This window comes from Kitasatospora fiedleri (assembly GCF_948472415.1).
GTDB lineage: Bacteria > Actinomycetota > Actinomycetes > Streptomycetales > Streptomycetaceae > Kitasatospora > Kitasatospora fiedleri.
On the sequence record NZ_OX419519.1, the window covers coordinates 7,513,949 to 7,539,304 of the forward strand.

Consider the following 25,356-nt stretch of genomic DNA (forward strand, 5'->3'; position numbering starts at 1 on the left):
GCTGACCGGCTGACCCGCTGACCCGCTGATCGGCCGGCCTGCTTCGGCCGGCCCGCTGACCGGCGGGCCCTTCGGCCCTCAGCGCTGGACGATCACCCGCTCACCCTCGCCCACCGGCTCCTGGAAGGCGTCGAAGTACCGCCGCAGCGTCTCGTCCGGGACGGTCACGCTGTTCGCGTCGCTGCGCCGGCTGCGGGCGGCCAGGCGGCGGCGCAGCGTCTCCAGGTCGGCCCGCAGCCGGACCAACTCCCAGCGGCAGCCGTGGCCTTCGATCAGCGCCTTGTACCGGTCGCGGGTCTCCCGGTTCCAGAAGCTGTAGTCGACGACCACCGGGCGGCGCGCCTCCAACAGCCCGACCAGCTCCTCCCACAGCTCCCGTTCCACCGCCGACTTGAGCCGCTCGTACACGGCCGGTTCCAGCTCGGCCCCGTCGCGCCCGGTCCGGGACCAGATCACCTCGTCGATCGACAGCCGGACGAAGCCGCGCCGCTCCAGCGCCCGCGCGTACGTGCTCTTCCCCGATCCGGGCAGCCCGCACATCAGCACCACCAGCCCGCGCTCGGTCCCGTCCAGCTCCGGCAGCAGCTCCGCCTCGTCCGGTACCGTCTCCACCTCGTCCACGCGGCCCAGCCTATGCCGTTGCGGACCGTGGCCGTCGCACCGGGGCCGGGAGGACGGTCGGCGGTGCACCGCCCCGCGCCGCAGAACCGGCGCCGCACGGCGGGGGGCCCGGCCTACAGGGGGGGTCGGCCGGGCCCTTCTTCCGCCGCACCCAGCGACTGCCCCGGGTGCGCGACTCCATGCCACCTTCTTCCGGGGATTCTTCCGGGGCCCCTTCCGGGACGGGCGGGGCGCCGGTCGGTGGGTGCGCGAAACATTGCAACGGGCCCGTGAACAGCGTGCGTTGTCTGCGCGCAGCCAATTGCGGGCCCTCGTCGCGCGCCCGTAGGTTCACCGTCAGTGCCGCGCACGCTCCGTCCGGCCGGGGACGCCCGCCGACTCGCTCCGCCCGCACGTTTCCTCCTGCCGCGAAAGGGTGCGCACACCATGAGCCGGAACACCGAACCTCCGCGCGACGAACCGAAGGCCGAACCGAAGGTGGACCGCCGCGGCTTCCTGGCCGGCGCGGTATCGGTCGCCGCCGCGACCGCCCTGCCCCTGGCCCTGGGCGCCCCACCGGCCACCGCGGCCGCCGCCGCCACCGAGCCCGGCGCCGCGCCGGGCGCCCGGCCGAACATCCTGGTGATCCTCACCGACGACCAGCCCAAGCAGACCGAGTGGGCCACCCCCAAGACGGTGGACTGGCTGGTCGGCCACGGCGTCCGGTTCACCGCCGGGCACGTCACCACGCCGCTGTGCGCGCCGTCCCGCTCCTCGATCTTCAGCGGCCAGTACGCGCACCACCACGGCGTCCGCGACAACGGCCACCCGTACAACCTCGACCAGCAGCACACCATCCAGCGGCTGCTGCACCAGGCCGGCTACCGCACCGGCCTGTTCGGCAAGTACCTGAACGCCTGGCACCCGGCCGACAACCCGCCGCACTTCGACGAGTGGCTGCTGTCCGCGCCGGTGGTCTACAACAACGGCCAGTACAACGACAACGGCACCGTGCGCACCATCCCCGGTTACTCGACCTCGGTGATCCGCGACCACGCGCTCGCCTTCCTCGACAAGGCCGCCACCGACGCGCGCCCCTGGTTCGCGTTCGTCGCGCCGAAGGCCTCGCACGAGCCCAACACGCCCGAGCCGAAGTACGCCGACACGCCCGTCCCGGCCTGGGACGGCCGCCCGTCCGTCGACGAGGCCGACCGCAGCGACAAGCCCGAGTGGATCCAGAACGGGACGGCCACCCTCGCCACCGCCCGGCAGCTGCGCGCCCGCCAACTGCGCACCCTGCTCTCGGTGGACGACGCCGTACAGGCCATCCACGACAAACTGGCCGCGCTCGGGCAGCTCCAGAACACCCTGGTGATCTACCTCGGCGACAACGGCTACACCTGGGCCGACCACGGCTGGTCGAAGAAGTCGGTGCCCTACCTGCCCTCGGTCGAGGTGCCGTTCTACCTGTCCTGGCCGGCCGGCGGCCTCGGGGCGGGCAGCCCCGCCGACAACCGGATCGTGGCCAACATCGACATCGCCCCGACCGTCCTCCAGGCCGCCGGGATCACCCCCGACTGGGCGGTCGACGGGCACTCGCTGCTCGGCGCGTACAGCCGCGACCACCTGCTGGTCGAGTTCTGGGAGCAGGGCGCCCACCAGGACGGGCGGCCGCACACCTGGGCCTCGTACCTCGGCAAGGACAAGCAGTACACCGAGTACTACAAGCTGCACACCGATGCGAACGGCCTGCCCGTCGGCACCGGCGAGATCGCCTTCCGCGAGTACTACGACCTGAACGCCGACCCCTACCAGCTGGTCAACAAGCTGTACCAGGCCACCCCGGCCCAGGAGAAGGCGCTCGGCGTCCCGGCCCTCGCGGCGACCCTCGCCGCCGAACGCACCGCCTGACCGCACGGCCGTACGACCGCACGGCTTCCTCGAAACCCCAGCCGGTCGCCCCCCACGGCGACCGGCCGGGCCCCGCGTCCCCGCACTCCGAACCACCCGATCCACCCGATCCACCCGAACCCCCGCACCGAAGAGGCCGCCATGCTCTCCTGCTGCACCCCCGGACACGAGCCCACCGACCTCGGCCTGCCCGTCCTGACCCTGTCGCCCACCGCCGCCGAGCCCTCCGCCGCCGAGCCCACCGTCGCCGAGCCGCCCGCCCCGTCCCCCGCCGCGGTGCGGGCCGCCCGCGGGCTGCTGGAACTGCCCGGCGGAACGTTCCTGATGGGCGGGCAGGACCCGGACGGCATCCCGGCGGACGGCGAGGGGCCGGTGCGCGAGGTGCGGCTCGGGCCGTTCGCGATCGCCGCGACCACCGTCACCAACGCCGAGTTCGCGTCCTTCGTCCGGGAGACCGGGTACGTCACCGACGCCGAGCGCTTCGGCTCCAGCTTCGTCTTCGAGGGCTTCCTCACCGACCGGCTGCGCGCCGCCTCCCCGCCGGTCGCCGCCACCCCGTGGTGGCGGGCCGTCGAGGGGGCCGACTGGCGCGCCCCCGAGGGCCCCGGCAGCGGTTTCGCCGCCCGCCAGCAGCACCCCGTGGTGCACGTCTCCTGGAACGACGCGCAGGCGTACTGCGCCTGGTCCGGCACCCGGCTGCCCACCGAGGCGCAGTGGGAGTACGCGGCCCGCGGCGGCGCACCGGCACCCGCTACCCGTGGGGCGACGAACTCGCCCCGGCGGACGGGAGATGCTCAACATCTGGCAGGGCGAGTTCCCGATCCGCAATACCGGCCGGCACCGCTCCACCGCCCCGTCCGCTCCTACCGCCCCAACGGACACGGCCTGTACAACGTGCTCGGCAACGTCTGGGAGTGGTGCGCCGACCGCTTCAGCCCCGACCACCACCGCCCCGACACCCCCGCCACCCGCCAGGACCCGCTCGGCCCGCCCACCGGCCCCGCCCGGGTGATGCGCGGCGGCTCCCACATGTGCCACGCCTCCTACTGCAACCGCTACCGGCTGTCCGCCCGCTCCTCGAACACCCCGGACAGCTCCAGCGGCAACATCGGCTTCCGGGTGGCCCGCTGACCGCCCGCCGGGGTGCCCCTGGGGTGCGGTGCGGCGCACCCTTGACCGGCCCTTGCCGGGCGGCGGGGGCATGTCGCGGGGGCGGTCCGCGGTCCTAGCGTCCTGCCGCCGAGCCGAACCCGGCCGCGACACCACACCCCACCGGTGCCGCGGCCGTCCCCCATCAACCCCGGCCCGGTGGGAGGAAACCCGATGAACCGCAAGACCGCGCTGGCGGCAGCCGTTGCGGCCGCCCTCACCCTGGGCACCGTGGTGGCGGCGAGTTCGCAGTCCCCCGCACTGGCGAGCGGTACCACCGCCAACGGTGCGGGCTTCCAGTCGATGACCGTCGTGGGCCGCCTCGCGGTCATGGAACGGGCGGAGAAGGAGGCCGGGGCGCTGGCGAAGACGCTGGGCCTGGGCCCGGACGAGCGCCTGCTGCCCAAGGACGTGCTGGTCGAGAACGACGGCGTCCGGCACGTGCGCTACGACCGCACCTACCGCGGGCTGCCCGTGGTCGGCGGCGACCTGGTCGTACACTACGCCGCGAACGGCAAGCCCACCTCGACCACCTGGGCGCACGAGGGCGCCGTCAAGGTGGCCGGCGTGACCCCGAAGCTGACCGGCAAGGACGCCTCGGCCACCGCCGAGCGCAGCGCCAAGCACGTCACCTCGGCCCGCACCACCCACCTCGACACCAGCCAGCTGGTGGTCTGGGCGGTCGGCAAGGTGCCGGTGCTGGCCTACCGCACCACCGTCACCGGCACCGGCGACGCGGGCCCCGGCTCCCACGAGGCGGTCGTGCTCGACGCGGCCAGCGGCGCCGTCCTCGACCAGTACGAGGTCGAGCAGACCGTCACCGGCACCGGCAACGGCGTCAACGTCGGCCAGGTGAGCATCGAGACCAGCCAGGGCGGCAGCGGCTACACGCTGACCGACGCGGCGCACGGCGGCACCATCGTCTACGACTCGTACAACAGCCCGCAGTCGAACCCCGCGCAGAACGCCCGGACCTTCTCCAAGTCGTCCAACTCCTGGGGCAACGGCTCCACTTCGAGCCGCGAGAGCGCCGCCGTCGACGCCTCCTACGGCCTGGCCAAGACCTGGGACTACTACAAGAGCACCTTCAACCGCAGCGGCATCCGCAACGACGGCCGCGGCGCCCCGGCCTACGTGCACGTGGACAACCAGCTGCTGAACGCGTTCTACGACGACTCCTGCTTCTGCATGTCCTTCGGCGACGGCTCCTCGCAGAACGGCAACACCCCGCTGACCGCCCTGGACGTCTCCGGCCACGAGATGAGCCACGGCGTCACCGCCGCCACCGCCAACCTGAACTACTCCGGCGAGTCCGGCGGCCTCAACGAGGCCACCAGCGACATCTTCGGCACCATGGTCGAGTTCTACGCCGGCAACAGCACCGACCCCGGCGACTACTACATCGGCGAGAAGCTCCACATGGGCAACGGCTACCTGCGCCGGATGGACAACCCGGCCGCCGACGGCTCCTCGCTCTCCTGCTACAGCAGCCGGGCCGGCCAGGTCGACGTGCACTACTCCTCCGGCATCGCCAACCACTTCTTCTACCTCGCCGCCGAGGGCACCGGCGCCAAGACCATCGGCGGCCTGCCGCACAACGGCACCCCGTGCAACGGCGACAGCTTCGGCGGCATCGGCCGGGACAAGGCCGCCGCGGTCTGGTACCGCGCCCTGTCCACCTACATGACCTCCACCACCACCTACTCCTCCGCCCGCACCGCCACCCTGCAGGCCGCCGCCGACCTGTACGGCGCCAACTCGCAGGAGCGGTACCTGGTCTCCAAGGCGTGGGCCGCCGTCAGCGTCGGCACCGCCCTGCCCGACCCGGGCAACGGCACCCCGACCCCGTCGCCGTCCGGCTCGCCCAGCCCCTCGCCCACCGGCAACCCCAACCCGGGCAACGCGCTGACCAACGGCGGCTTCGAGCAGGGCGCCACCGGCTGGACCCAGAGCGCCGACGACATCACCAACTCCACCCAGCAGCAGGCCCACGGCGGCTCCTGGTACGCCTGGATGATGGGCTACGGTTCCGCCGCCAGTGAGACGCTGGCGCAGAACAACGTCGCGGTGCCGTCCACCGGCAGCCCCAAGCTCACCTTCTGGCTCAAGGTCACCACCCAGGAGTCCGGCTCCACCGCCTACGACACGCTCAAGGTCACCGCCAACGGCCAGACCCTGGCGACGTACTCCAACGCCAACGCCTCCGCCGGCTACGTGCAGAAGACCGTCGACCTGAGCGCCTTCCGCGGCCAGAGCGTCAACCTGGGCTTCGTCGGCCAGGAGGACGCCTACCTGTCGACCGTCTTCCTGGTCGACGACGTCAGCGTCGGCTGACCGGAGCGGGCGGGCCCGAGCGGGCCGCCGGAGCCGACCGCCGGAGCAGGCCGTCGGCGCAGGCCGCCGGGGCCGACCGCCGGAGCCGGAAGCGTCCCACCGGCTCCGGCCGGGCCTCCCCAACAGGCGGTCCTTAAAGGGGACTTAACGGCGGGTCGTGAGGGTGCCGCGTTCAGGTGACACCCTCGCGCAGCCGGTTCCGAGGCGGCACACTGACCGCCATGACCGGCATCCTCCCCGGCCCGGCCGCAGCCGCCACCACCCCGGCGGGCCCGACCGAGCCCCGCTCGTCGACCGCGCGCACCTGCTCGCCGACATCCGCGCCGCACTCGCCGCCACCGGCGGCGTCCTGCTGCACGGACCGGCCGGCATCGGCAAGACCGCGCTGCTCGACACCCTCGCCCAGGACGCCGGCCCGGCGGGCGAGACCGTCCTGCGCAGCAGCCCCACCGCCGCCGAGGCGGACCTGCCGCACCTCGCCCTGATCGACCTCCTCGGCGAGGCCCTCCCCGGCCTCGCCGAGGACCTGCCCGACCACCTGCGCCAGGCCCTGGAGTGCGCCCTGCTCCACCGCGCCCCCCAACCCGGCACCCCCACCGACCCGTTGGCCGTCCGGGTGGCCGTCCTCGAAGCACTGCGCCGACTCGCCCAGCGCGGCCCCGTCCTCGTCCTGCTCGACGACACCCAGTGGCTCGACGAGGCCAGCCGCCAGGTCATCGCCTTCGCCGCCCGCCGCCTCACCGACCGCCGGGTCCGGATCGCCGTCACCGAACGCACCGAACACGCCGGCGCCGCACCCGAGCGGGGCGCGCTCTGCCCGCCCGCCGCCCGCGAGATCGCGGTCGGCCCGCTCGGCGAACGCGGCACCGGCGCCCTGCTGCGCGAACGGCTCGGCCTGCGGCTGAGCGGACTCACCCTGACCCGGGTGCACGCCGTCAGCGGCGGGAACCCCTACTACGCGCTGGAGCTGGGCCGCTCGCTGGCCACCGGCGGCGGCGAGAGCGCGCTGGCCGCCGACCCGGCCCGCCCGCTCGACGTCCCGCACCGGCTGCGCGCCCTGGTCTCCGCCCGGCTCGGCGAACTCCCCGACACCGCACGGCAGTCGCTCACCGTCCTGGCCGCCGCCCGGACCGGCACCGGCCTGCCCGCCACCATCACCGAACCGCTCGCCGCCGCCCGCCGCCACGGCATCGTCCAGCAGACCCCCGCCGGCACCCCCCAGTTCAGCCACCCCCTGGTCGCCGAAGTGGTCCTCGCCGACGCCGCCCCCGACACCCTGCGCGCCGCCCACCGGCTGCTCGCCGAACTCACCGCCGACCCGGTCGAACAGGTCCGCCACCAGGCCCTCGCCGCCGACGCCCCCGACCCCCGCCTCGCCTCCCGGCTGCACCGCGCCGCCGACACCGCGCTCACCCGCGGCGCCCCCGGCACCGCCGCCGAACTGCTCCGCCTCGCCGCCGACCACACCCCCGACCCCGACACCGCGAGCCGCCGCCTGCTCGCCGCCGCCCGCAACGCCGCCGCCGCCGGCCTGCCCGACCTCGCCCGCGCCTGCGGCGAACGCCTCGCCGCCGCCCCCGCCGCCGACGTCCGGGTGCACGCCCGCCTGCTGCTCGCCCGCCTGCTCGGCCCCGACCACCCCGGCGCCGAACCCCTGCTCACCGCCGCCGCCGAGGACACCGGCGGCCACCCCGCCCTCACCGCCGCCGTCCACCAGGAACGCGCCGTCCGCGCCCTGCACCGCGGCGACCGCGCCGAAGGACTCGCCGAACTCGCCACCGCCGAGAAGCACGCCGACCACGCCGACGACCCCGACCTGCTGGTCGAACTCCTCGCCCAGCGCGCCCCGCTGACCCTGCTCACCGACCCCGCCCTGGGCCTGGCCCAACTCGAACGCGGCTGCCGCCTCGCCGCCGGCCGGCCCCCCACCGCCGCCGCCGTGTTCTGCCGCGAAGGACTCGCCGTCGCCGCCCTGCGCAGCGGCGACCTGCCCCGCGCCGTCGCCGAGGTCGAGGCGCTGCGCGCCGAGGTCGAAGCCGCCGGCCGCACCGAGGACCTCGCCAACGTCCTCTACATCGCCGCCTCCGTCTACGAGCGGGCCGGCCGCTGCACCGAGGCGTACGCCGCCGGCCGCGCCGCCCACGACCTGCGCGAACGCATCGAACCCAGCCCCGGCCCGGCCCGCGTCCTGGGCGGCGCCGCCGAACTCAACGGCGGCACCGCCGACCGCGCCGCCCACCTCCTCGACTCCGCGATCCGCGCCGCCGAGAGCGACCACGACCGCGAATGGCTCGCCTACGCCCACGGCCTGCGCGGCCGCGCCGAACTCCTGCGCGGCAACCACCCGGCCGCCGCCGACCACCTCACCCGCTGCCGGCTCCTGCTGCGCCTGATGGAGTTCACCGACCCCGCGCTCTTCCTGGTCGACGCCGACCTGGCCGAGGCACTCGCCCTCTCCGGCCGCCCCGAGCAGGCCGCCGCCACCCTCGCCGACGCCCGCGACCGCGCCGCCCGGCTCGGCCGCGACGTCCTCACCCTGGGCCTGCACCGCGCCGAAGCCCACCTCACCGCCGCCACCGACCCCCGCCGCGCCGCCGACACCCTGCGCGCCCTGCTCCCCGACACCCACCCCTACCCCCTCGAACTCGCCCGCGCCCACCTCGCCCTCGGCACCCTGGAACGCCGCGCCCGCCGCCGCGCCGCCGCCCGCACCGCCCTCCAGGAGGCCCACACCCGCTACACCGCCGCCGGCTGCCGCCCCTGGCAGCAGCACACCGCCGCCGCCCTCGCCGCCCTCGACGCCCTGGAGGCCGACCCCACCCCCATGCAGCAGCAGATCCTCACCCTGATCCGCTCCGGCGCCACCAACCGCGAGATCGCGGCCCGCCTCCACCTCTCCGTCAAGGCCGTCGAGGCCAACCTCACCCGCCTCTACCGCCAGTACGGCGTCCGCGGCCGGGCCGAACTGGCCCGCCACCGGGACTGACGGGACTGACCCGGGGCCGGGCCGACCCGCGGCCACGATTCCGGCCTCGCCACCGGCCCGCCACGCCGTCAGGAGCCGTCAGGAGAGGTTGCCGCCGCCGGTGGTCACCGTCCCCGCGCCCTGGTCCAGCAGCGCCGCCGTGCCCCAGCCGCGCAGGTCGTTGCCGGTGACCCAGGCCCCGCTGCTGCCCGGCAGCACCGCGACGGCCGCCGCCGCGTCCGCCGCTCCGCCGCCGCGCCGCACCAGGTTGCCCTGCACCGAGACGTTCTTGGCGTTGTTGCCGATCCGGATGCCGTACTTGTCCGCGGCACCGTCCGTGTTCAGCCCCGAGAACAGGTTGTTCCGCACGACCAGGTCGTTCGAGCTGGCCGCCAGGCCGTGGGTCGCGCACCCGGAGACCCGGTTCCCGCTCACCAGGCTGCCGTCGCTGAAGTTCACGAACAGACCGTCACCGGCGATGCCGGAGGCCGCGTTGTCGGTCAGGACGCTCTCCGGCGAGTAATCCAGCTGGATCGCCTGGCAGTTGCTCGCCTTCGCGTTGCGGGCGGTGCCGGTGACCGTGTTGCCGCTGACCACGGCCTGCGGCGCGTAGCCCACGTACACGCCGTACTCGCCCCGGGTGCCCGCGACGGCGTTGCCGCTGACCACCAGGCCGGTGATCGGCGCCGCCGCCTTGCCGGCGACGGTGATGCCGCCGCTCGGGCAGTCGGGGCCGCCGGTGCCGGTGACGGTGTTGCCCTGGATCAGCAGGCCCGTCAGCGTGTTCGGCGCGGTTCTGCTCTGCGAGCGCACGTCGATGCCCGTGTTGCGCGCCGACTCGACGGTGTTGCCGCTGACCACCGACTGCTGCCAGTCCGCGACCCGGATGCCCTCCGCGGTGGCCGCCTCGATCCGGTTGCCGAGCACCCGGACCCCGCTGTGCACGACCCCCGGCGCGCCGTCGTGGTCGCCGCACAGCGCGCCGAAGTCGCCGTAGCCCGCGGCCGTCGTGGCCCGCAGCGTGCAGCCCGAGATCAGCACGTCCGTGCACGGGGTGTTGTCGTACGGCGGCGCGGCCAGGTTCGCCGCCGAGGTCGCGCCGGTGATCTGCACCGCCTCCTTGTCCTTGCCGACAGCGGTGTTCAGCCCCTCGAAGACGCAGTCGACCACCCGCACCCCGCGCACCGCGTTCAGCTCGATCGCGTGCGCCGACGGCACGTTGACGATGGTGCAGTCCCGGATCAGCAGGTCCTGGGCGTGCGCGAACGCGAACGCGTCGGTCTGCCGGGGGTACAGCGCCCCGGCCATGTCCCACGTCCCGCCCAGAACGCTGATCCGGCCCGGGCCGCTGTACGCCGGCACCTGCGCGCCGCCGTCCACGTTGTGCAGCAGCGCCGAACAGGCGTCCGTGCCGCGGACGATCCGCGCCCCGTACGCGACCACCGTGGTGCCCGCCGCCAGCCGCACCCCCGCGGAGAGCGTGTACGTACCCGGCGGGATCAGCACGGTGGCACCCGCACCCGCCGCGAACGCGTCGCGGAACACGGCGGTGTAGTCGCCGCCGATCATGCCGGCCGGCACGAAGTCCAGCACGTTCACGACCGGCCCGCCGCCCGTCGCCGCGTGCGCGACCCGGTCCCGACCAGTTGGGCGCCGCCGAACACGCCCAGGGCGGTGCCGGTGGCCTTGAGCAGACCGCGTCGGTCCATGGAGGTTCCCCTTGTGAAGATCCGATGAATCACCCGGAGCGTAGTGAAGCTCCGCGGACGCACCATCGGGCGGGGGCGGTTCGGACGCCGGATGGCAGGATGGGCGGCATGAGCGAAGAAACCCGGCCCCTGCTCGTCGACCGCACGCCCTTCCCCGACGGGCTGGACGAGCGGCTGCGCGCCCAGCTGACCTTCCTGGTCGAGGTGGACCGGCTCAAGACCGTCCTGCGCCAGTCGCCGCTGGCCGCCGCCGACCGCCGGGAGAACGACGCCGAGCACTCCTGGCACCTGGCGATGATGGTGACCGTCCTGGCCGAGTACGCCGACGAGCCGATCGACGTCGGCCACACCGTCCGACTGGTCCTGCTGCACGACCTGGTGGAGGTCTACGCCGGGGACACCCCGCTGTACGACGACGCGGGCGCCGTCGACCAGGCGGAGCGCGAGGCGGCCGCCGCGGACGAGCTGTTCGGGCTGCTGCCCGCCGACCAGACCCGCCTGCTGCGCGCGCACTGGGACGAGTTCGAGGCCCGCCGCACCCCCGAGGCGCGGTTCGCCAAGGCGATGGACCGCCTCCAGCCCCTGCTGCTCAACTGGCTGGCCCGCGGCGGCACCTGGCGCACCCCCGGTGTCACCGCCGCCGACGTCCGGGCCCGCAAGGCCGTCATCGGCGACGCCTCCACCCCGCTGTGGGAGGCCGCCCGCCGGCTGATCGACGAGGGCGAGGCCCGCGGCTGGTCCCGCCCAGCGCCCTGAGCCCCGCGGCCCTGAGCCCCGCGGCCCTGAGCCCGCCGCCCGGGCCGGTGGCCCGGACCGGCGGCCGTGCCACGGGTGTTGACATGTTCAGCGTCGGTCGGGATGCTGCGGAGGAGCGCTCTTCCAACGTTGCAGAGCCCGACGCGCCGCCACCGGCCGGGCCGGTGCCCGGCCCCGGGCCCCACCACGGATCGGGACACCATGAAGCCTTCCCGCCGCCTGTCCGGCGCCGTCGCCCTCACCCTGTCCGCCGTCCTCGCCGCCGCACTGTCCACCGCGGTCACCGCCCCGGCCGAAGCGTCCCAGACCGGCCTGCGGGCCGCGGACCCCAGCGTGCTGCGGGTCGGCGGCACGTACGTCTCGGTGCAGTCCACCGGCGCGGGCATCGCCGTCCGGCAGGCCGCCTCGACGGCCGCGCTGGCCTCGGCGCCCGCCCGGCAGGTCTGGTCGGACACCGCCGGGCGCGGCGAGGTGTGGGCACCGGAGATCGTGGTGGACGGCGGCCGCTACTACATCTACTTCTCGGCCGGCCGCGGCGCGGCCCACCGGATGTACGCCATCAGCTCCGCCACCCCCGACAGCGGCTACGGCGCCGAGACGAAACTGGCCCTGCCGGACGACAAGTGGGCCATCGACGGCACCCTGTTCACCTTCAACGGGCAGCGCTGGTTCGTCTGGTCCGGCTGGGCCGGCGACACCAACGTCGAGCAGAACCTCTACATCGCCCGGATGAACACCCCGACCGCGCCGACCGGCGCCCGCCACGTCATCTCCCAGCCCCGGGAGGGCTGGGAGCGGGTGGTCGGCAACCCGTTCATCAACGAGGCGCCCGAGGCGATCAAGGACCCCAACGGGCAACTGCACGTCACGTACTCCGCCAACGGCAGCTGGAGCGACCAGTACTGCCTGGCCGACCTGCGGCTGCGGGCCGGCGGCGACCCGACGTACGTGTGGGACTGGTACAAGTCCAACGGCTGTCTGTTCGGCTCCCACCGCGAGACGATGATGTCCGGCTGGGACCCGACCCTGTACGTCGACGGCCCCGGCCACCACAGCTTCGTCCTGCTGAACGGCGACATCAACACCAGCCCGCCCGCCGGGCCGACCTTCCCGCTGATGTTCCACGCCGTCCCCAAGGGCACGCCCTACTCCTGGGCCGAACGGTACTGGTACACCGGCACGTTCGCCTGGTGGGGCAACGCCACCTACCGCCGCGCCAACGTCCCCGGCCCCACCGCCGACACCGGCTGGAGCCTGAAGTTCTTCGAGTGACCGGCCCGGGGCCCGGCCCTCCTCGGACCCGGACTCGGACTGGGACCCGGGCCCGGACTCAGACGCGTTCGAGCGGGCGGTGCGGCTCGGGCGGCAGCGTGACGGTGACGGGGTCGCCGGGGCGGATCTCGCCGCCGGAGCGGACCACGCCCATGACGCCCGCCTTGCGGACCACCGCGCCGCTCTCGTCCCGCCCCACCACCTGCTTGAGCAGGCCGTGCCGGAAGCCGTCGATCTGCCCGCACGGGTTGCGCAGCCCGGTCACCTCGACCACCGCCTCGGCGCCGAGCCGCAGCAGCGTCCCGACGGGCAGGCCCAGCAGGTCCACGCCCCGGGTGGTGACGTTCTCGCCCAACTGCCCGGGCCCGACGGTGTAACCGGCCTGCGCCAGCTCCTCGAACAGTTCGGCGTGCATCAGGTGCACCTGCCGCAGGTTCGGCTGGGTCGGGTCCTGCGCCACCCGGGAGCGGTGCCTGACGGTCACCCCTGCGTGCACGTCCCCCTCGACCCGAGACCCGCCAGCAGGCGGATGCCGTCCCGGTTCGGCTTCGTGAACGCGTACTCCCCGTTGCTGCTGACCGCCACCACGCTTCCGGACACCCGGACCACCTCTCGTCGCACCGATGTTCCGTGCACCCACCCTAGGGCCTCGCTTCCGGGCCTCGCCGACCGGGGCGGGACGGCGGCGAGGCGGAGGGCCGCGGGGCGGGGTACGAACGCTGACGTCCCCTCCGGGGCTGCGTTTCGGCCGGAGGCGCGCCTATGATGGCGCCTCGCGGGCGCGTTGGCGATCGATCGTGGCGGGGGCCGGATGGAATTCGTGGGGGACGTCCTGTCCAATGCGGCCAGCGCGGCCGTCCTGGCCGTCGTGGCGAGTGCCCTGGCACTGGTCGCTGCCTGGACGTCACGGCGCGGCCGCGTGTGGAAGCTGTTCCGGGTCGGCACGTCCTCGAAGAGTTCCGTCGAGGTGTTCGTACCCAGCTTCGACATCGCGCCCGCGAGTGCCGCAGGGACGGTCCCGGTGCAAGGGGGGTTCGTGGGGACGGCGGTCAGCGAACTGGAGTACCGCGAGGCACTCGGCCTCGCCGACGCACTTCACGCCAACCCCGCGGTCCGTCTGCTCCAAGCCGTCGGTCTTCCCGAGCGGATCGTCCGTAGGCCGTTGCGCTGTCGGGTCACGGCCAGCATGCCGGCGTCGAAGTACGCCGCGAACCGGCAGGCGGCCTCCGACGAGATCAGGAACGCGGTGCGCAGGGCCGACTGCGTCATACTGGTCGGCGGACCGGTGTACAACAGCACGACGGACGTCGCGCTCGGGCAGGGGCCGTTCGCGTTCGGGTTCCATGCGGGCGAGCAGGACGGCGGACTCGTGCGCGGTGTTCGGATTCGCCCGCTGCACGGGAACGCGGAACGCACCTTCCGCCGTCGAGCGGAGCCCGGCGCGGGCGGTACCCACCTCGAGTACGCGGTGCTGGAGGCCGTCGACTGGGACGGGAGGCGGGTCTTCCTCTGCGCGGGCACCTGCGAGGCGGCCACCGTGGCGGCGGTGCGCAAGCTCGGACAGGACTGGCGGCAACTCGCGAAGCGGTTCGGGACGGAAGGGTTCGGTCTCGTGTTCGAGCTGGCGTTGGACAGCGAGGCCATGCGTCACCACGGTCCGGACATGGGGCGACTGCAGCAGTGCTACGTCTACCCTCCGGGTCGGTGACCCATCGTCGCGCCCACCGCGTCGAGGAGGCCGGGAACGGCGTCCGGGCCGTCCAGGACGAGGTCGGCCTCCTGGAGCAGGACGGCGTCCGCGTCCGGGTGATCGACGGCGACGCGCACCGCCGTCCGGTCCGGAGAACCGGTGGACCAGTCGGTCAGGGCCCGGAACGCCGCCAGGTCGGGCGCGCCGTCACCGAAGTACCACGCGCATTCCAGTCCCGAGGTCTCCTCTGCGAGCACGGTGCCCTTGTCCCGGTCGACCGGTGGTTTCAACTCGACGGTCATGGGGCCGAGTTCGAGCACCAGGCCGTGGAGGCGCGCCTGCTCGCGCCCCCACCGGACCGCGTACTCCCCGAAGCGGGGCGCCCGCCGGCAGTGCAAGGCCATGGACAGGCGCTTGTCCTCGACGAGGATCCCGCCCGGCAGTTCTTCCCGCGCGCGGGCGAGCAGTTCCGCGACCACCAGTCCCCAGTCCTCGGCACCGGGGACGACGGTCGTCACCCCCGACTGCCAGCGCTCCAGCCCGTACAGACCGTGTAACACCACGCCCGGGACCTGTTCGAAGCGCGACCGCAGGAAGTCCACCGGACGCGCCGAGACGATCCCGACGGTGCGCACCAGGCCGGCGAGCCCGGTCAGCGCCCCCACCGCACCCGGCACCGGCAGCACCGTCGCCGGATCGACCTGGATCCGGGAGAGGGTGCCGTCGAAGTCGAAGAAGAACCCGCTCATGCCCGGCGAAGCGGATGTCCGCTCCAGAGCGGATACCCAGGGTCCCGAGGCGCCACGATCTGCCGTCACGGTGCCGAGACTATCCAACGGCGCACGAGGTGCGCCGGACCAGTCGGCGGTCCGGGCTCAGTGCCGCTACCCGGGCAGCAGCCGGGTGCCGGGCGGGAGGGAGTCGGTGCGGTCGGCCTCGTGGAGGTGGGCGAGCAGGGTGTCGCGGAAGGCGCTCGCGGCGCGGGTCAGCGGGAGGTCGCGGCCGTGCGCGACGGCGATGGTGCGGCCGAGGCCGGGCGGGGCGAACGGGGTGGTGGGGAGGTTGGCGCTGGCGGCGACCATGCCGGGGACGACCGCGGGGCCCAGGCCGGCCCGGACGGCGGCCAGGACCGCGTCCATCTCGCCGCCCTCGACGGCGTAGACCGGCTCGAACCCGGCGGCGCGGCAGGCCGCAAGGGTGGTCTCGCGCAGGTCGTAGCCCTCGCGGAACATCACCAGGCCCAGGCCGCGCAGGTCGGTGATCCGGGCCCGGCGGCGGGGGAGTGGGTCGGCCGAGACCAGCACCAGGTCCTCGTGCAGCAGCGGGGTGACGGCGAGCGGGGCGGGCGGCGCGGAGGCCGGGGTGATGACCAGCGCGAGGTCCAGCTCGCCGGCCTCCAGGTCGCGGACCAGATCCCGGGAGCCGCCCTCGGTGAGGTGCAGGTCGACGCCGGGGTGCCGGGCCCGGTACGCGCGCAGCACCTCCGGGACCAGGCTGGCGCAGAGCGAGGGCGGGGCGCCGAAGCGGACCCGGCCCCGGCGCAGCTGCACGGTCTCGGCGACGGCCCGCCGGGCGCTGTCGGCGTCCGCGAGGATGCGCCGGGCCAGCGGCAGCAGGGCCTGTCCGGCGTCGGTCAGGGTCGTCCCGGAGCGCGAGCGGTGGAACAGCTCGGCGCCCAGCTCCCGTTCCAGGGCGCGGACCTGTTGGGAGAGCGAGGGCTGCGAGACGTGGCTGAGCTCGGCGGCCCGGGTGAAGTGCCGGGCGTCGGCGACCGCGACGAAGTAGGCGAGCTGCTGCAACTGCACACCGGCCATCATAGGCGCTTCCTATCGTGACGCGTCTTTCCATGTCTTGGACATCCGGGATCGCCCGGCTTACGGTCATGGTCATGGCTTCTGCTACCCGGACGAACCGGGCGAACCGGACGGCCCCCGCCCCCGGCCGGCACCCGTCCTCCCTGGCGGCGCTCTGGCGCAGCTCCGTCGGCAAGAAGGCCGTGATGGCGGTCAGCGGCCTGGTGATGCTGGCGTACCTGGTCGCCCACATGCTCGGCAACCTCAAGATCTTCTTCGGCCCGGACGACATCAATGGGTACGCGCACTGGCTGCGCACCCTCGGCGAGCCGCTGCTGCACTACGGCTGGTTCCTCTGGCTGGCCCGCCTCGTCCTGGTGGCGGCCGTGGTCGCGCACGGCACCGCCGCCTACCAGCTCTCCCGCCGCGACCTGAAGGCCCGCCCGGTCAAGTACGCGCACCGGCGGCAGCGGGCCACGTACGCGACCCGGACGATGCGCTGGGGCGGGGTGATCCTCGGGCTGTTCATCGTCTGGCACATCCTCGACCTGACCACCCTCACGGTGAACCCGGCCGCCGAGGAGGGCCACCCGTACCAGAACGTCGTGGCCTCGTTCTCGACCTGGTACTCGGGCGTCATCTACTGCCTGGCGATGCTGGCGCTCGGCCTGCACGTGCGGCACGGGTTCTGGAGCGCCGCGCAGACCCTGGGCGTCAACAACCCGCGCCGGGACCGGGCGCTGAAGGCCGGCGCGAACGCGCTGGCGCTGCTGCTGACCGCCGGGTTCCTGTCGGTGCCGGTGGCCGTGATGGCCGGACTGGTCCGGTGACCCCGATGCACCCCGACACTGCGAAGGACGGAGCGGCCCCGATGAGCTACCTCGACTACACCCTCGGCGACCCGGTCGCCGACACCACCGCCCCGGCCGGGCCGATCGAACAGCGCTGGGAGCGGCGGCGGTTCGAGGCCAAGCTGGTCAACCCGGCCAACCGCCGCAAGCACACCGTGATCGTGGTCGGCACCGGCCTGGCCGGCGGCGCGGCCGGCGCCACCCTGGCCGAACAGGGCTACCACGTCGTCCAGTTCTGCTTCCAGGACTCCCCGCGGCGGGCCCACTCGATCGCCGCGCAGGGCGGCATCAATGCGGCCAAGAACTACCGCAACGACGGCGACTCGGTGCGCCGGCTGTTCTACGACACCGTCAAGGGCGGCGACTTCCGGGCCCGCGAGTCCAACGTGCACCGCCTCGCCGAGGTCTCGGTGGAGATCATCGACCAGTGCGTGGCCCAGGGCGTCCCGTTCGCCCGCGAGTACGGCGGCCTGCTCGACACCCGCTCCTTCGGCGGCGTCCAGGTCTCCCGCACCTTCTACGCCCGCGGCCAGACCGGCCAGCAGCTGCTGCTCGGCGCCTACCAGGCGCTGTCCCGGCAGATCGCCGCCGGGAACGTGGAGATGCACCCGCGCACCGAGATGCTCGACCTGCTGGTGGTCGACGGCCGGGCCCGCGGCATCGTCGCCCGCGACCTGGTCACCGGCGAGATCCGCTCGTACACCGCGGACGCCGTGGTGCTCGCCACCGGCGGCTACGGCAACGTCTTCTACCTCTCCACCAACGCCAAGAACTCCAACGCGACGGCGATCTGGCGCGCCCACCGGCGCGGCGCCCTGTTCGCCAACCCGTGCTTCACCCAGATCCACCCGACCTGCATCCCGCGCTCCGGCGACCACCAGTCCAAGCTCACCCTGATGAGCGAGTCGCTGCGCAACGACGGCCGGATCTGGGTGCCCAAGGCCGAGGGCGACACCCGCCCGCCCGGGCAGATCCCCGAGGACGAGCGCGACTACTACCTGGAGCGGATCTACCCGGCGTTCGGCAACCTGGTGCCGCGCGACATCGCCTCCCGGGCCGCCAAGGTGGTCTGCGACGAGGGCCGCGGCGTCGGCCCCGGCGGGCAGGGTGTCTACCTGGACTTCGCCGACGCCATCGCCCGGCTCGGCCGGGACGCCGTCGAGGCCAAGTACGGCAACCTGTTCGAGATGTACGAGCGGATCACCGCCGAGGACCCGTACACCGTCCCGATGCGGATCTACCCGGCGATCCACTACACGATGGGCGGCCTCTGGGTCGACTACGACCTGCAGACCACCGTCCCCGGCCTGTTCGCGATCGGCGAGGCCAACTTCTCCGACCACGGCGCCAACCGGCTCGGCGCCAGCGCCCTGATGCAGGGCCTGGCCGACGGCTACTTCGTGCTGCCGCCCACCCTCAACGACTACCTGGGCCGCACCAAGCTCGCCGCCGTCCCCGCCGACCACCCCGAACTCGCCGCCGTGGAGGCCGAGTCCGCGGACCGGCTGAACCTGATCCTGGCCGTCGACGGCGACCGCACCCCCGACTCGTTCCACCGCGAACTGGGCGAACTCCTCTGGGAGGAGTGCGGCATGGCCCGCGACGAGGCCGGGCTGCGCCGCGCGCTGGCCCGCATCCCGGAGATCCGGGACGAGTTCTGGCGCCGGATCAAGGTGCCCGGCACCGGTGAGGAGCTCAACCAGGCGCTGGAGAAGGCCAACCGGCTGGTCGACTACTTCGAACTCGCCGAACTGATGTGCCTGGACGCGCTGCACCGCGCCGAGTCCTGCGGCGGCCACTTCCGCACCGAGTCCGCCACCCCCGAGGGCGAAGCCGCCCGCCGCGACGAGGAGTTCGGCTACGCCGCCGCCTGGGAGTTCACCGGCACCGGCACCGCCCCCGTCCTGCACAAGGAACAGCTCGTCTTCGAGCACGTCCACCCCACCCAGCGGAGCTACGCGTGAACCTCACCCTGCGCATCTGGCGCCAGCAAGGCCCGGACACCCCGGGCGAGATGACCGAGTACCGGGTCTCCGGCATCAGCGCGGACATGTCCTTCCTGGAGATGCTCGACACCCTCAACGAGGAACTGATCCTGCGCGGCGAACGCCCGGTCGCCTTCGACCACGACTGCCGCGAAGGCATCTGCGGCGCCTGCGGCATGGTCATCAACGGCCAGGCCCACGGCCCCGAACGCACCACCACCTGCCAGCTGCACATGCGGCACTTCGACGACGGCGACACCATCGACGTCGAACCCTGGCGGGCCGGCGCGTTCCCCGTGGTCCGCGACCTGGTGGTGGACCGCTCCGCGCTCGACCGGATCATCGGCTCCGGCGGCTACATCACCGCCCCCACCGGCTCCGCCCCCGAGGCGCACGCCACGGCTGTCCCCAAGGAGGCCGCCGACCTGGCCTTCGAGCACGCCGAGTGCATCGGCTGCGGGGCCTGCGTCGCCGCCTGCCCCAACGGCTCCGCGATGCTGTTCACCGCCGCCAAGGTGGTCCACCTCAACGTCCTCCCGCAGGGCGCCCCCGAACGCGCCTCCCGGGTGCGGAGCATGGTGGAGACCATGGACGACGAGGGCTTCGGCGGCTGTACCAACACCGGCGAGTGCGCCACCGCCTGCCCCAAGGGCATCCCGCTGTCCGGCATCGCCCGCCTGAACCGCGAGTTCCTGCGCAGCTGAGGAAGCCGGACCCTGCCTCCCGAGCGGCATTCTGACGCAACGTCAGATGTCGCGCGGGGAGGCCAGCGGCAGCGGGCCCGGGCCCTTGACGATCCGGATGGTCGGCGCGGTCTCCAGGTGCTGCACCCCCGGCAGCGCCGCCACCCGGCTGGTCAGGTAGGCGTACAGCTCCCGCACGCTGCGGGTGATCACCACCGCGTGCAGGTTGCTCGGGCCGGTGGTCGCGCAGGCGTACGCCACCTCCGGATGGGCGGCCAACGCCGCACCGGCGGCGGCGAGTTCGGACGGCACCACGTTCAGCCACAGCCAGGTGTGGGTGCGCAGCCCGAAGATCCGCCAGTCCACGTCCAGGTCGTAGTAGAGCACCCCCGAGCCGGCCAGCTCCTCCAGCCGGCGGCGCGCCGTGCTCTCCGACTTCCCGCAGGCGGCGGCCAGTTCGGCCAGCGGGGCCCGCCCGTCCACCGCCAGCGCCGCCAGCAGCCGGCGGTCCGCCGCGTCCAACTCCGGTACCGGGCCGTCCGGTTCGGCGACCCGCGGACCGGCCGCCGTCAGCTCCGCGACCTGCCCGGCGGTCAGCGCCCCGGACTTGACCGCAAGGCTCTGCGCGCCGCCGAAGAAGGTGTGCAGCACGCAGTGCGCGCTCACCCCCAGCACGCTCGGGGTGCGCGGCAGGTGCTGGAGCAGCAGCGAGTGGTCCGAGCGGTCCGGCGGGGTACGGGTCGAGCAGGCGATCTCGGTGCCGCCCGAGTTCAGCGACACCCACACGGTGTCCTCCCGGCGGGCCAGCGCCGCGGCCACCGCCCCCGCCGAGTCCGGCGAGCAGCGCACCCGCAACTGCCAGCGCACCTCGCCCAGCCGCTCCGGGTCGGGCAGCCCCAGCACCCGGATCACCCCCGCCCCGCGCAGCCGCCCGTACCGGCGCGCCACCGTCTGGTCCGACACCCCCAGCACCGCCGCCAGCCGGCTGAACGCCGCCCGCGGCGCCAACTGCAGCGCGTGCACCAGCTGCCGGTCGAGCGCGTCGTAGCTGTCGGATTCCATCGCACCATCGTAGGACGTGTCGAGAACCGCCGCGAACCGCGCACCGAGTAGGGGAAAGCGGCGGTCCGGAGCGAGAGTACGGAAGGAAACGACAACCCCGTCCCGGAAGGACGACCCCGCCCGTGCGCAAGTGGATACCCCTGACGGCGATCTGCGTCGGCGCGTTCATGCTGCTGGTCGACGCCAGCATCGTGAACACCGCGCTGCCCGAGATGTCCGAGGACCTGCACTCCACCTTCACCGCCCTGCAGTGGGTGGTGGACGTCTACGCCCTCACCCTCGCCGCCCTGCTGATGGCCTTCGGCTCGCTCGGCGACCGCCTCGGCCACCGCCGCCTCTACCTGGCCGGCCTCGCCGTCTTCGGCCTCGCCTCACTGGCCTGCGCGCTCGCCCCCGACGCCGCCACCCTGATCACCGCCCGCGCCGCCCAGGGCCTCGGCGGCGCCGCCATGATGACCTCCACCACCGCCCTGCTCAACGCCGCCTACCAGGGCCGCGACCGGGGCACCGCGTTCGGCGTCTGGGGCGCGGTCAACGGCGCCGCGGCCGCCGCCGGGCCGGTGCTCGGCGGGCTGCTCACCGAGCAGTTCGGCTGGCGCTCGATCTTCCTGGTCAACCTGCCGATCGCCGCCGTCGCCGCCTGGCTCACCGTCCGCCACCTCACCGCCGACCGCCCCCGCCCCGCGGAGGCGGCGGACCGGTCCGGCGCGGCGGCGGGCCGACCGGGCCCGGCCGTCGACCGCCCCCGCGCCGCCGCCGGACACTTCGACCTGCCCGGCGCCGCCACGTTCACGCTGTTCGCCGCCGCCCTCACCTACGGCCTGATCGAGAGCGGCGAACGCGGCTGGAGCGACCCCCTGGTGGCCGCCACCCTGATCGCCGCCGCCCTCGCCCTCGCCGCCTTCACCACCGTCGAACTGCGCACCGCCCGACCCCTGCTGGACCTGCGGCTGCTGCGCAACCCCGCCTTCGTCGGCCTCGCCGCCGCCGGGCTGCTGCTCACCGCCGCCGCCTTCGCCCAGCTCACCTACACCGGCCTCTGGCTGCAACAGGTCCTGCACCTCAGCCCGTTGAACGCCGGACTGGCGGTCTGCCCGCTCGCCGCCGCCGCCTTCCTCACCGCCCCCGCCGGCAGCCGCCTGCTGCGCGGCGCACCCCCGCGGCTGCCGATCGCCCTCGGCCTGGCCCTGATCGGCGGCGGCACCCTGCTGCTCATCCTGGTCTCGCCCGCCGCGGGCTGGACGGCCCTGCTGCCCGGCCTGCTGGCCACCGGCGTCGGCGTCGGCCTGGCCACCCCGCCGATGATGGCCGCCGCCCTGGCCGCCGTCCCGCGCGAACGCGCCGGCATGGCCTCCGGCGCGTTCAACACCGCCCGCCAACTCGGCCTCGCCCTGGGCATCGCCGTCCTCGGCACGGTCTTCCAGAACACCCTGCGCGAACACCCCGGCACCGACCCGCGCCACGCCTACGCCGCCGCCCTCGACCACGTCTACCTCACCGCCGGAGCGGCCGGACTGCTCGCCGCCGCGCTGGTCGTCCTGCTGGTGCGCCGCCCGGCCCCCGCCGCGTCCGCGCCCGTTCCGCAGCCTTCCGTCACCAGGGAGCCGTCCGGGCAACCGTCCTGACGGTCCGTCAATTCGACGGCAGGGAGTCGAGCCAGGAGGTCAGCAGCCCGTTGACCTCCTCGGCGCGCTCCTGCTGCACCCAGTGGCCGCAGCCCTCCAGCAGGTGGGCGGAGACCAGCCCGGGCAGCGTGGCCGGGAAGGCGTCGATCGCCTCCGCCATCCAGGTGGTCGAGGCGTCCCGCGCCCCGCCGACGAACAGCGCGGGCTGCTCCAGCGGACGCCCGGCGAAGGGCGCCAGCTCCGCCCAGTCCCGGTCCATGTTCCGGTAGCGGTTCAGCGCGCCGGTCAGGCCGGTGCGCTCGAACTCGCCCGCGTAGAAGTCGAGATCGGCCTCCGACAGCCAGGACGGCCGCACCCCGCGCGGGAAGCGCTCGCGCAGCGTCCCGCCGGCGGCCCGGGAGACGAAGTGCGGGTCCGGCGCGTCCGGGCCGGGCATGGTGTCGGCGGACAGCGCGGCGAAGAACCCCGCCAGCCAGCCCCGGACGTCCGGCTCGATCTCCGCCTCCGCCCGGCCCGGACGCTGGAAGTACGAGACGTAGAACTCCTCCGGCCCGCCCATCCCGGCGAACACCTCGCCCGGCCGCGGCCCGCCCGGCGGGGCGTACGGCACGCTCAGCAGGCCCACCGCGCGGAACACCTCCGGGTGCAGCAGGGCGGACGCGGCCGCGATGTTCGACCCCCAGTCGTGCCCGACCACCACCGCCGTCCCCGCGCCCGACTCCCGGACCAGCGCCAGGTTGTCCGCCACCAGCTCCCGCATCCGGTACGCCGCCGGATCGTCCGGCCGGCACGACCGCCCGTACCCGCGCACGTCCGCCGCCACCGCCCGGTACCCCGCCGCGGCGAGCGCCGGCAGCTGGTGCCGCCACGAGTACCAGGACTCCGGGAACCCGTGCACCAGCAGCACCAGCGGCCCGTCCCCCTGCTCCACCAGGTGCAGCGGCCCCGCGGGCCCGGCGACGGTGCGGTGCCGGGCCCCGGCGGCCGGGCCGGACCCGACGGACTCCTGCGGTACGGACATGACGACTCCTCCAAGGGGCTGGACAGGGGCTGGGCAGGGGCTGGACGAAGAGCTGGACGGCGGCGGGAACGCCCCGGCGCCGGGAACAGGTCGATCATGCGCCGTCCCGCCCCGCCCGGGCGACTACCCTTGCCGGATCGGCAACACCGCAGCTGAGGGGAGGCCCCGGGATGACCGGCAACGAGGAGGTGGCGCACCTGCTGGCCACCATGGGCCCACGGCTGAAGGCCGCCCGGGCTCGCGACGGCCGCGGTCTCGGCGAGGTGTGCCGGGCCACCGGCCTCACCCCCAGCACGCTGTCCCGGATGGAGAACGGCCACCGCCACCCCACCCTGGAGGTGCTGCTCCTGCTGGCCCGGGAGTACCGCGTCCCGCTCGACGAACTGGCCGGCACCGCGCCCGCGCGACCGGCACCGCTGCGGGGCGCGGACGACAAGGCGGTGCTCCCGTTGACCCGCTACGTCGGCGGCCTGCACGCGCACAAGCACGTCCTGCCCGCCACGGCCGCCGCCGCCACCGCCACCACCGCCGACGCGCCCCCGCCCCGGCCGCGCCAGGTCTCCCACCCCGGCCACGAGTGGCTCTGCGTGCTCTCCGGGCGGCTCCGGCTGGCCCTCGGCGACCGCGAGCTGGTGCTGGCCGCCGGGGAGGTCGCCGAGTTCGACACCCGCACCCCGCACGGGGTCGCCAACGCCGCCCCGGACCGCCCCGTCGAGTACCTGGTGATGTTCGGCCCGCAGGGCGAACGCCTGCGCGTCCGCGACTGACGCCGAGCGGCCGAATCCCTTGCCGCCGAAGGGTGTTCAGGCCGCCCCGCTGGGCACCCCGTTCCGCAGGCCGTCGCCGGACAGCGCCTCGGAACGGCCCAGCTGGTAGGCCATCTGGACCCGGCTCTGGGCGTCGTACGCCTTGAGGATCTTGGCGATGTGGGCCCGGCAGGTGCGGACGTTGAGGCTCATCCGGCGGGCTATCGCGTCGTCCGGTTCGCCGTCCACCAGCATCCGCAGGATGGTCTGCTGGACTTCGTTCAGCCCCCGCCCGGCCGAGCCGTCCCGGTAGCGGACGTCGTACGGGCTGGCCCGCCGCCAGTCGCGCTCGAAGGTGTCGGCCAGGTAGGCGACCAGGGCGGGGTGGCGGACCAGCACCGCGCGGCGGCTGTCCTGGGCGGCCGAGACGAAGGCCGTCCTGCGGTCGAAGATCATCAGCCGTTTGGGCAGCTCGTCGAGGGTGCGGACCTCGGCACCCAGCGAGGACACCTTGGTCACGTAGTCCCGGATCGGCTCGCTGAACCGGGCCGGGTGCTGGTAGAGCGTGCGCAGGTGGGCGCCGCGGGCCAGCAGCTCCTCGGCCTTGCCGAGCGCCCGGGCCAGCGCGTCCGCCCGGCGGCCGTTGCCGGGCTGCGCGGTGAGCGCCTCCTCGGTGCAGTCGCGCATCGCCTCGTCGATCGCCGAGGTGATCATGTCCAGGCCGACCAGGTCCTGCACGGGCGCCGCCTGCGGGCCCTCCTCGGACGCCTGGTCGTAGAGGTGCGAGAGCCGGGTCAACTCCCCGACCAGGCGCGAGCCGTACTCCTCGATCCGGGCGGACTGCAGCCGCACCCGGCGGCGCACCGAGGCCGCGGCCAGCTGCGGGTCCACCGGGACGAGGCGGGCGGGCTCGGCGGCGTCGGCGGCGAGCAGCCCGAGCCTCAACAGCTGTTCGCTGGCGGCCAGTTCGTCGGGGGAGAGGCAGGCGGCGGAGAGGCCGACGGGGCCGCCGCCGACCGCCGGGTTGGGCAGGCCGCCGCTGCTCAGCGAGCGCACGTAGAGCCGCTCGGCGGCGGGGCTGAGCCGGGGGACGTCCTCCTGACCGGGATCACCGGTCCGGTGTTCGGTGTTCATGACCACCCTCATGTTCATGCTGTTCATCAACATGAGCCAGCTGATCGCTTGCTCGACTCGGCCGGTCGGC

The 25,356-nt window shown here is 74.3% G+C and carries 19 protein-coding genes and 1 pseudogene; 12 read left to right on the forward strand and 8 right to left on the reverse strand.

The window, feature by feature from the left end:
* Positions 1–78 precede the first annotated feature (78 nt).
* On the reverse strand, positions 79–621 hold the full coding sequence (locus QMQ26_RS34310) for an AAA family ATPase (protein ID WP_282204031.1): 543 nt from the start codon (positions 619–621) through the stop codon (positions 79–81).
* Between the two features lie 426 nt (positions 622–1,047).
* Between QMQ26_RS34310 and QMQ26_RS34315 the strand changes: the two genes are divergently transcribed.
* From QMQ26_RS34315 to QMQ26_RS34330, 4 genes are all read left to right on the forward strand, one after another.
* Entirely contained in the window at positions 1,048–2,511 is a 1,464-nt protein-coding gene (locus QMQ26_RS34315) for a sulfatase family protein (protein WP_282204032.1), read from the forward strand.
* Between the two features lie 141 nt (positions 2,512–2,652).
* Entirely contained in the window at positions 2,653–3,642 is a 990-nt protein-coding gene (locus QMQ26_RS34320; protein WP_282204033.1) for a formylglycine-generating enzyme family protein, read from the forward strand.
* Positions 3,643–3,834: 192 nt separating this feature from the next.
* Positions 3,835–5,994 (forward strand): M4 family metallopeptidase, encoded by a 2,160-nt coding sequence (locus tag QMQ26_RS34325; protein WP_282204034.1) that lies wholly within the window; start codon positions 3,835–3,837, stop codon positions 5,992–5,994.
* Positions 5,995–6,157: 163 nt separating this feature from the next.
* Positions 6,158–8,980: an ATP-binding protein gene (locus QMQ26_RS34330; RefSeq protein WP_282204035.1), complete on the forward strand. Its 2,823-nt coding sequence runs from the start codon at positions 6,158–6,160 to the stop codon at positions 8,978–8,980.
* Positions 8,981–9,058: 78 nt separating this feature from the next.
* On the opposite strand, the gene QMQ26_RS34335 is transcribed toward QMQ26_RS34330, so the two are convergent.
* A complete protein-coding gene (locus QMQ26_RS34335; RefSeq protein WP_282204036.1) occupies positions 9,059–10,552 on the reverse strand; it encodes a right-handed parallel beta-helix repeat-containing protein in 1,494 nt (497 codons plus the stop codon).
* A 224-nt stretch (positions 10,553–10,776) separates the two neighbouring features.
* Between QMQ26_RS34335 and QMQ26_RS34340 the strand changes: the two genes are divergently transcribed.
* Both QMQ26_RS34340 and QMQ26_RS34345 read left to right on the forward strand, forming a co-directional pair.
* Positions 10,777–11,424 (forward strand): HD domain-containing protein, encoded by a 648-nt coding sequence (locus QMQ26_RS34340; RefSeq protein ID WP_100838931.1) that lies wholly within the window; start codon positions 10,777–10,779, stop codon positions 11,422–11,424.
* Positions 11,425–11,625: 201 nt separating this feature from the next.
* A complete protein-coding gene (locus QMQ26_RS34345; RefSeq protein ID WP_282204037.1) occupies positions 11,626–12,696 on the forward strand; it encodes a glycoside hydrolase family 43 protein in 1,071 nt (356 codons plus the stop codon).
* A 58-nt stretch (positions 12,697–12,754) separates the two neighbouring features.
* Here QMQ26_RS34345 and QMQ26_RS34350 read toward each other — a convergent pair.
* A pseudogene (locus QMQ26_RS34350) lies at positions 12,755–13,296 on the reverse strand (MOSC domain-containing protein).
* 184 nt (positions 13,297–13,480) lie between these two features.
* Between QMQ26_RS34350 and QMQ26_RS34355 the strand changes: the two are divergent.
* Positions 13,481–14,404: a hypothetical protein gene (locus tag QMQ26_RS34355; RefSeq protein WP_282204038.1), complete on the forward strand. Its 924-nt coding sequence runs from the start codon at positions 13,481–13,483 to the stop codon at positions 14,402–14,404.
* Here QMQ26_RS34355 and otsB read toward each other — a convergent pair.
* Positions 14,386–15,135 carry a trehalose-phosphatase gene (otsB, locus tag QMQ26_RS34360; protein WP_282204039.1) on the reverse strand — a complete coding sequence of 250 codons (750 nt, stop codon included), beginning with the start codon at positions 15,133–15,135 and terminating at the stop codon, positions 14,386–14,388. The genes QMQ26_RS34355 and otsB overlap by 19 nt on opposite strands.
* 135 nt (positions 15,136–15,270) lie before the next feature.
* Positions 15,271–16,191, reverse strand: coding sequence for a LysR family transcriptional regulator (locus QMQ26_RS34365; protein ID WP_282204040.1), 921 nt, complete (start codon positions 16,189–16,191; stop codon positions 15,271–15,273).
* A gap of 83 nt (positions 16,192–16,274) precedes the next feature.
* On the opposite strand from QMQ26_RS34365, the gene QMQ26_RS34370 reads away from it, so the two are divergent.
* From QMQ26_RS34370 to QMQ26_RS34380, 3 genes are read left to right on the forward strand one after another with little or no spacing between them, the layout of a single operon-like run.
* On the forward strand, positions 16,275–17,009 hold the full coding sequence (locus QMQ26_RS34370; RefSeq protein WP_282204041.1) for a succinate dehydrogenase cytochrome b subunit: 735 nt from the start codon (positions 16,275–16,277) through the stop codon (positions 17,007–17,009).
* A 41-nt stretch (positions 17,010–17,050) separates the two neighbouring features.
* Positions 17,051–18,994: a fumarate reductase/succinate dehydrogenase flavoprotein subunit gene (locus QMQ26_RS34375; RefSeq protein ID WP_100840514.1), complete on the forward strand. Its 1,944-nt coding sequence runs from the start codon at positions 17,051–17,053 to the stop codon at positions 18,992–18,994.
* Complete coding sequence (locus tag QMQ26_RS34380) at positions 18,991–19,719, forward strand: succinate dehydrogenase/fumarate reductase iron-sulfur subunit (RefSeq protein ID WP_282204042.1); 729 nt, start codon at positions 18,991–18,993, stop codon at positions 19,717–19,719. Before QMQ26_RS34375 ends, QMQ26_RS34380 begins: the two co-directional genes overlap by 4 nt.
* Before the next feature lie 42 nt (positions 19,720–19,761).
* Here QMQ26_RS34380 and QMQ26_RS34385 read toward each other — a convergent pair whose 3' ends face one another.
* Positions 19,762–20,760, reverse strand: coding sequence for an Lrp/AsnC family transcriptional regulator (locus tag QMQ26_RS34385; RefSeq protein ID WP_282204043.1), 999 nt, complete (start codon positions 20,758–20,760; stop codon positions 19,762–19,764).
* A gap of 122 nt (positions 20,761–20,882) precedes the next feature.
* Here QMQ26_RS34385 and QMQ26_RS34390 point away from each other — a divergent pair, with 122 nt between their 5' ends.
* Complete coding sequence (locus QMQ26_RS34390; RefSeq protein ID WP_282204044.1) at positions 20,883–22,385, forward strand: MFS transporter; 1,503 nt, start codon at positions 20,883–20,885, stop codon at positions 22,383–22,385.
* 7 nt (positions 22,386–22,392) lie between these two features.
* Here QMQ26_RS34390 and QMQ26_RS34395 read toward each other — a convergent pair whose 3' ends face one another.
* On the reverse strand, positions 22,393–23,406 hold the full coding sequence (locus tag QMQ26_RS34395; RefSeq protein ID WP_100838926.1) for an alpha/beta fold hydrolase: 1,014 nt from the start codon (positions 23,404–23,406) through the stop codon (positions 22,393–22,395).
* 170 nt (positions 23,407–23,576) lie between these two features.
* Here QMQ26_RS34395 and QMQ26_RS34400 point away from each other — a divergent pair, with 170 nt between their 5' ends.
* Positions 23,577–24,173 (forward strand): helix-turn-helix domain-containing protein, encoded by a 597-nt coding sequence (locus QMQ26_RS34400; protein WP_282204045.1) that lies wholly within the window; start codon positions 23,577–23,579, stop codon positions 24,171–24,173.
* Positions 24,174–24,209: 36 nt separating this feature from the next.
* Here QMQ26_RS34400 and QMQ26_RS34405 read toward each other — a convergent pair whose 3' ends face one another.
* Positions 24,210–25,286: a LuxR C-terminal-related transcriptional regulator gene (locus tag QMQ26_RS34405; RefSeq protein ID WP_282204046.1), complete on the reverse strand. Its 1,077-nt coding sequence runs from the start codon at positions 25,284–25,286 to the stop codon at positions 24,210–24,212.
* Positions 25,287–25,356: the final 70 nt, after the last annotated feature.